Raw genomic sequence first — 7,432 nt, forward strand, 5'->3', positions numbered from 1 at the left:
GAAACAAGGGGAGTGTTGATGAAGTTGAGAAAAAATAATTTTGTATACAAAATATTGGGGATTCTTTTCGTGTTATTACTAGGGGCTTGTTCAGAGGAAGGTACATCTGAAGGCAGTGATGGCTCGAGAAAAGTGGTTGTTGGTGGACTATATGATATAACTGGCGGTACTGGAGACGTTGGAACACCTTACGCAGAGGGAGAAAAAGCGTATTTCAAATATGCTAAAGATAAAGGAGAAATAGAAGGCGTAGATTTGGTTTTGAATGGAAAGGACTACGCTTATTCTATTCCAGAAGCCCAAAAGATTTACCAAGAGCTGCGAGATAAAGAAAAAGTTGCTGCTGTACTTGGCTGGGGAACGGGAGACACAGAGGCATTACGTCAGCAAGTGGCTAGCGATAAGCTTCCTTTTTTCTCTGCATCGTATTCTGAGAATCTAAAAAACTTAGAGGAGAGTCCTTATAACTTTTTGGTGGCTGCTTCATACTCCGATCAAGGGAGAACTGTATTAAAGTGGATTAAGGATAACCATAAAGGCTCTGATCCAACGGTAGCATTATTGTATAACGATACAGCGTTTGGGCGTTCTCCAATCGAGGATATTAAAGCGTACGCGGCTGAAATTGGTATTAAGGTTGTAGATGAGCAAATTGTTGATGTGCAGGCTACCGAAGCACAATCTCAGTTATTGAATATGGAGAAGAAAAATCCAGATTATGCAATTATCCAAGAAACTTGGGGCGCAACAGCTACAATTCTTAGAGATGCTAATACACTGAACATAGATACCCAATTTATAGGGTTAAACTGGGCCTCTGGTGAAGGAGTTATTACAATAGTAGGGGAAGATGTAGCGGAGGGCTATATTGGTATTCTATCGCATGCTTTACCATACGAGGATCAACCAGGAATGGCTGAGGTAGAGGAATATTTAAAAGGTGAGGGAAAAACACTAGAAGATATCAATCAGAAATTTATCCAAGGATGGTCGGCTGCTAAAATTATGGTTGCTGGTATAGAAGAAGCGGCTAAAAAACATCCGGACGGTGATATTACAGGAGAAGAGATTAGATCAGGTCTTGAATCTTTAAATAACTTTGACCTTGGCGGACTTGGAGCACCGGTAAGCTTCAGTGCAGACAACCATACAGGCACGGAGCAGACTCGTCTAGGCATAGTGAAGGGCGGCAAATGGGAGCCTTTAACAGATTACTTTAGCTATAAGGACTAAAGTGGAAATGAGGAGCTGGCATGCTAAAGGTAAATAATGTAGAAGCAGTATACTCAAAAATTATTTTAGCTTTAAAGGGAACGACTCTTAATGTTCCGAATGGAGACATCGTAGCTCTTTTAGGCAGTAACGGTGCAGGGAAGTCTACGACGCTTAAAGCGATTTCAGGTTTACTTTATGCGGAAGATGGACAGCTAACTGATGGAACGATTGAATTTGAAGGCAAGTCATTGAAGGGACTAACTACTGATGTGATTGTAAGGAAAGGCATTTTCTTATGCATGGAGGGTAGACGAGTTTTTAAGGACTTGACGGTTGAGGAGAATCTAACAGCTGGGGCATTCACTCGAAAGGATCGTTCAAATATAAAAAAAGATATAGAGAAAATCTATGGGTATTTTCCAAAGCTAAAACCTTTAGCTTCCCGTAAAGCGGGTTTCCTTTCGGGGGGAGAGCAGCAAATGCTCGCAATAGGAAGAGGAATCATGGCAAAGCCAAAGCTACTGCTATTAGATGAACCATCGTTAGGAATAGCACCCTTACTGGTCAAGGAAATATTTCAAAATATAAAACAAATAAATGAAGATGAAGGTACTTCCATCTTAGTTGTAGAACAGAATGCCAATATTGCCCTATCGATAGCTGACTACGGATATATAATGGAAAATGGTAGAGTAGTTTTACAGGGTGATGCTGCGAGTCTATTATCAAACACAGAAGTTAAGGAACATTATTTAGGCATTGGCAAAGAGAAAGGTTATAGAGATAATAAAGGAGTTGGACGTAAACAGCGAATGGTTTGGTAAACTAGCTTACTATAAGCCTGGGACATTACTAGTCTCAATTAAAAGACGTGAAATCAGAAATTTGATTTCACGTCTTTGCTTTTTTTAAAGGAAACTGATTTCGAATAAAAAATTTTCTATTCTCGTTGATTGGCGAGAAAGTCACGATTCCTGAGTGAACAGTCAAAGCTAAAGCCTAAGTATGAAAAAGCAACGAGGTGATTGAAGACGTGCCCTCAAAAAGCGCCCGCTATAACGGAAACCAACCTACATTGTATTTTGAAGAGATTTTTGTCCTGGTCTCTTTTTATGTGCTTTTTTACGCCATTTCGTTAGAAGAAAAAACGGCATATAAAAATATTTTAATAATATAGGCATTAAGTTCTATATATTTAGTTTAAATTTAATGAAAAAAGGGAAAGTATTAATAGTTAAATTTATCTCTTTGATAAAAAAGATATAAAAATGATTATTTTTTGTTTATTATATAAACATATCTAAAATACTAGATTTATTTACAAAAAAAGGTGTTAATATAGATATTAATTAATCTATATTAAAGATTTATAGATTATTAAAAATGGAGGTACTTTATTGTGAGAGAGCAAACGAGATATTCTCGTCTAGCCCATATAACAAAGCTGATCAATACAAAGCTAGATCTTAGAGAGGTATTGGAGCAAGTCATCAAGGCTATATCTGAGGAAATTGTTCAATGTGATTCTGTAGGAATTTATTTGCCACAGCAGGATGGACAATTTAGGGGGTTCGTAGGGAAACCCGAATATATTAATGGTTTTACGTTAGATATGCATTTGATTGAGACGGAATATGACTTGCTTGCTAAAGAAGTAATAGAAACGCAAAAAACTATATATATACCAGATACATCAAAGGATACTAGACCAGATCCAAGGAATGTGAAAGCTTTCCAGATAAAATCTTTACTAGCTCTTCCTATCTCTTTTGAAAACGAGCTTTTTGGACTAGTTTTCTTGTTCGATTACGGTACGCCGATGAACCTGACGGAGGATGAAATTCAAACCGTAGAGGCCTATGTGAATATGGCTGGGGTTGCTATTCAAAATGCTACCAATCTTACTAGAAAAGAGAACCTAATAGCGGAGAAGCAATTACTTCTAGATCATACTCGAGAGCTATCTATGTGTTCAACCATGCAGGAAGTAATTAATCGGTGCTTCTTCTATGTAGGTAAAGTATTGGGCAACTATAATATTGGCGTTCATTTATTGGATCCTATGGCTGATAAGAATATAAAGCCAGCAAGTCTCAGTCAAAATAGTGATTGGACTGAAGAAGAATGGATAAGAACCCATGAAAACTTAGAAGTAGATGAAAATGATCTCGTAATTCAAGAAGTCATTCAGACTAAAAAAGCAATTATGATACCTAATGTTTTTGTAGATAATCGTCCCAATCACGAGGCCTGTAGAACGTTTGGTATAAGGGGAATGTATCTGTGGCCATTAGTGACGATGGGAGAAGTACTAGGGGTAATTGCTGTAGTAAATTTAGATGACGAAGAAATAAACTATTCCGAGTCTGATATTCTTTTAGCGCAGTCCATAGTGGACGCAACTGCAGCTAGTCTTTCTAATATGCTTTTTATGGACAAGCAGGAAACCATTATAGAAGAGAGAACCTCGGAAATCCGTGTAAAAAATACAGAGCTGGAAAGAGTTGTTCACGAGCTACAGCATCTTAGTAATGAGAAAGAATTGATCTTAAACTCTGCGGGTGAAGGGATTTTTGGTATAGATTTGTGCGGAAGAATCACGTTTTGTAATCCAGCTAGTGAAAAGATGCTAGGTTATGAAAAGGGAGAGCTGATCGGTACGTTATCTTCTAGTGTTATTTGCGAAGAGACTGAACATTCATCCTTTGGAGAAACCGTGCAAATGTTTTGTAAGAAAGATAAAACAAATTTAGCTGTAGAATATGTTCTTTCCTCGATTGTAGAAGATGGGAATGTTATTGGGAAAGTTGTAACGTTCAAAGACATTACTGAAAGAAAGAAAATGGAGGAAGAGATTAGATACTTGGCTTATTACGATAGTTTGACGGATCTTCCAAACAGGGTCTTGTTAAATGATAAGTTAAAAAAAATACTAGAAGATAAGGAACAACAAGGAGCAGTTTTATACTTAGATTTAGATCGCTTTAAATTAGTAAATGATAGTTTAGGACATAGCTATGGAGACTTGTTGCTTAGAGAAGTGGCAAACCGTCTTCAAATAGTAATCCCGACAGATGCGATTGCATCTCGACAAGGGGGCGACGAGTTTACTGTTGTTTTGCCTAATATTCAATCTAAAAAGGACGTGCTCGATGCTGTAGAGCAGATTTCCGATATATTCTCGCAACCTTTTTCATTAATGGGAAATGAAATTTATATTAAGACAAGCATAGGGATAAGCATGTTTCCTAAAGATGGCGTGGATGTGGAAGTACTGATAAAAAATGCAGATGCGGCCATGTACAAATCCAAGGAAAAATCAGGTACGGGCTACCACTTCTTTGAACAGGAGATGAATACCAGGTCATTAGAAAGCATTAAGCTAGAAAATGCTCTATATAAGGCGCTTGATCGGAACGAATTAGATGTATATTATCAACCACAAATTGATAGTAGGACGAACGACATAATAGGAGTGGAAGCTCTTTTAAGATGGATACACCCAACAAAAGGGATGATTTCTCCTGCAGATTTTATACCAATTGCAGAGGATACAGGGCTAATTGTGCCGATTGGAGAATGGGTACTGGAGAATGCCTGTAAGCAGTTGAAAGAGTGGCATAAAGAAGGAAATGACTTTATGAGTGTCTCGGTAAACTTATCCAGCAGACAATTTGAAGAAAATGATTTAGTAGAAATGGTGCAGAGAGTTTTATCTGACATAGAGCTAGCTCCAGAATTCTTGCACTTAGAATTGACGGAAAATCAAATCATCAAAAATAAAGATTTGACCGTTGAAATGATGGAGCAACTTAAAGAGATTGGTGTAAAGATAGCGATAGATGATTTTGGAACAGGATATTCTTCGCTAGGCTATCTTAAAAACTTTCCAATTGATGCTTTGAAAATAGACAAATCGTTCATTCAAGATATTAGAGAAGATGATGATAGTAATTCAGCTATTACTAATACAATTATTACACTAGCAGAAAATCTCATGCTCAATGTAATCGCTGAAGGTGTCGAAACAAAGGAACAATTAGATTTTCTTTTGTCAAAGGGCTGCTATTTAATGCAAGGTTATTACTTTAGTGTTCCTTTAAAAGCGGGTGCATTGAAAGATAAATATTTAATTTAATAGGGGGAAATGGGATGAAAGCTGTTCGTTCTGTGTTGGAATATTTAAAGGGGATTGGAGTACAACACGTTTTTGGAATACCTGCAGGCTCTGTAAATGCATTTTTTGATGAATTATATGATATGCCGGAGATTACTCCCATAATTACTAAGCATGAGGGTGCTGCCTCCTATATGGCTGCAGCCTATGCGAAATACTCGGATCAGCTGAGTGTATGTATTGGAAGTAGCGGTCCTGGAGGTACTAATTTAGTCACCGGTGCAGCTAATGCAATGAGAGAGCACTTGCCAATTTTATTTTTAACGGGAGCTGTGCCAGTAAGTACAGAAGGCTTGAATGCATCGCAGGAGCTTGATGCGGATCCGATTTATCATTCTGTCACGAAGTATAGTGTAACAGTGAGAGACTCAAAGAATTTATTAAAGGAAATTATAAAGGCTACCAAAATAGCAGTTTCCGGTGTTCCTGGTCCAGTACATATAGCTATGCCTATTGATGTTCAACAAGGTCCGTGTGGTAACGAAGAGATTCCAACTATTTTGGTAAGGGAAGAAGTTATACCGAATCTAGACATGATTAAGCAGGCAGCTAAAGAGTTAGTCGAAAGAAAAAGTGGTTATATATTTGTAGGTCAAGGGGTTAGAAATTCAGTCGACCTATTATTTGAATTGGCTGAGATGCTCGAGTGGCCGATTATGACAACGCCTGTCGCAAAGGGCTTTGTTCGTCAAGATCATCCATTGTCTGCAGGAGTATTTGGATTTGCTGCTACAGAACAAGCTACAAGTCTTATAAATGACGGAGATGGAAAATCTCTATTAATCATCGGTTCCAGTCTTGGAGAAACAGCTACTAATAACTATAATGGTAGCCTGACTGATGGGCGCTTTACGGTTCAAATGGATTTTGATGAAACCGTCTTTAATCGCAAGTATCCGATCGATATTTCTATCCTGGGTGATATTCAATTGAGCCTTTCTGCATTAATAGAAGAGCTCAAAGCTCTTGGAATAACAAGGAAAGAAATGGCCTTTAATAGAAAAGATAATGTCCAAAGTCATGAAGATTATACTACTAAGAATGTGTTACTTCAGTTACAGTCGTTCCTCCCTTCATCTACCCGATACACAATAGATATTGGAGAGTTTATGGCTTACGTTATACATGACATGGATGTCCTTGAATACAGTACATTTGATATAAATGTCCATTTTGGAGCTATGGGTAGTGGTATAGGGTCTGCGATAGGAGCTAAGCTTGCTGAACCAGATCGTCCTACAGTAGCCATCACCGGTGATGGGTGTTTCTTTATGCATGGAATGGAAATATTGACTGCTAAGGAATACAATATCCCTGTGCTCTTTGTTGTGATGAACAATGCTCGCTTAGGCATGGTTTACCACGGACACAATCTGCAATACAAAAGGGTTCATCCAACCTTTGCGCAAGAGCCGATTAACATTGCAGCGATGGCAGCGGCTATGAACATACCTAGTGTTCGTATAGAGGAAATGGGAGACTTGAATGAGGAAGTTATAAACAGTCTCCTGCAGATGAATGGCCCAGCTGTATTAGAGATTTCATTGGTAGATAATAGTATCCCTCCAATGGGCGATCGAGTTAAATTTCTATCATCCTTTGGAAAATAATTAATATAAAAGCTCCTATCTCAGTGTTTGCGAGATAGGAGTTTTTTATATAATTTTATACGTTCAAGCAACGGAGCTTTTGTATTTTATAAAAGCTTTGTTAAAGTTATGGGTTGATTTTGACTAGCAATTCTTTTTTATAGTGACTGTAAACATTAAAAAAGGAACTTTCAAATGGCTATTAAAACATAAATAGATTGTGAAACTGGGGTTGGTGACAGTTTTTTTGTTTTGTTTATGCGAGTAAATTTATTAGCGCTTATCGATGCTAAAGCTGTTCCCATTCATTGATTGGAGCGCCAGACGGCGACTCCCTCTTAAAATGTAGTCGTACCAATGGTTTCATTACGTATTTTAAAGTGAAAAAAATTTTTTTAACTCGTCTTACTGATCTTTTGCACCCTTATTAAACCACTTATTAAAAATATTG

The 7,432-nt window shown here is 37.6% G+C and carries 4 protein-coding genes; all 4 read left to right on the forward strand.

The features are described from left to right. Window positions 1–18: 18 nt before the first annotated feature. The 4 genes from M3627_RS15605 to M3627_RS15620 all read left to right on the forward strand — a co-directional run bounded on the left by M3627_RS15605 (window position 19) and on the right by M3627_RS15620 (window position 7,002). The gene (locus M3627_RS15605; RefSeq protein WP_169360038.1) at window positions 19–1,233 is read left to right on the forward strand and encodes an ABC transporter substrate-binding protein; all 1,215 of its coding nucleotides are present in this window, start codon (window positions 19–21) and stop codon (window positions 1,231–1,233) included. A gap of 20 nt (window positions 1,234–1,253) precedes the next feature. Continuing rightward, window positions 1,254–2,039 carry an ABC transporter ATP-binding protein gene (locus M3627_RS15610; protein ID WP_169360037.1) on the forward strand — a complete coding sequence of 262 codons (786 nt, stop codon included), beginning with the start codon at window positions 1,254–1,256 and terminating at the stop codon, window positions 2,037–2,039. A gap of 572 nt (window positions 2,040–2,611) precedes the next feature. After that, the gene (locus M3627_RS15615; RefSeq protein WP_169360087.1) at window positions 2,612–5,353 is read left to right on the forward strand and encodes an EAL domain-containing protein; all 2,742 of its coding nucleotides are present in this window, start codon (window positions 2,612–2,614) and stop codon (window positions 5,351–5,353) included. A 14-nt stretch (window positions 5,354–5,367) separates the two neighbouring features. Next, window positions 5,368–7,002 carry a thiamine pyrophosphate-binding protein gene (locus M3627_RS15620; RefSeq protein WP_251556458.1) on the forward strand — a complete coding sequence of 545 codons (1,635 nt, stop codon included), beginning with the start codon at window positions 5,368–5,370 and terminating at the stop codon, window positions 7,000–7,002. Window positions 7,003–7,432: the final 430 nt, after the last annotated feature.

The sequence above is a fragment of the Psychrobacillus sp. MER TA 171 genome (assembly GCF_023713305.1).
In the GTDB taxonomy this organism is placed as follows: Bacteria; Bacillota; Bacilli; order Bacillales_A; family Planococcaceae; genus Psychrobacillus.

Bases quoted from the DNA above. Each gene is read 5' to 3' on its own strand.
- M3627_RS15605 (WP_169360038.1), top strand. From the start codon at position 19: ATGAAGTTGAGAAAAAATAATTTTGTATACAAAATATTGGGGATTCTT.
- M3627_RS15610 (WP_169360037.1), top strand. From the start codon at position 1,254: ATGCTAAAGGTAAATAATGTAGAAGCAGTATACTCAAAAATTATTTTA.
- M3627_RS15620 (WP_251556458.1), top strand. From the start codon at position 5,368: ATGAAAGCTGTTCGTTCTGTGTTGGAATATTTAAAGGGGATTGGAGTA.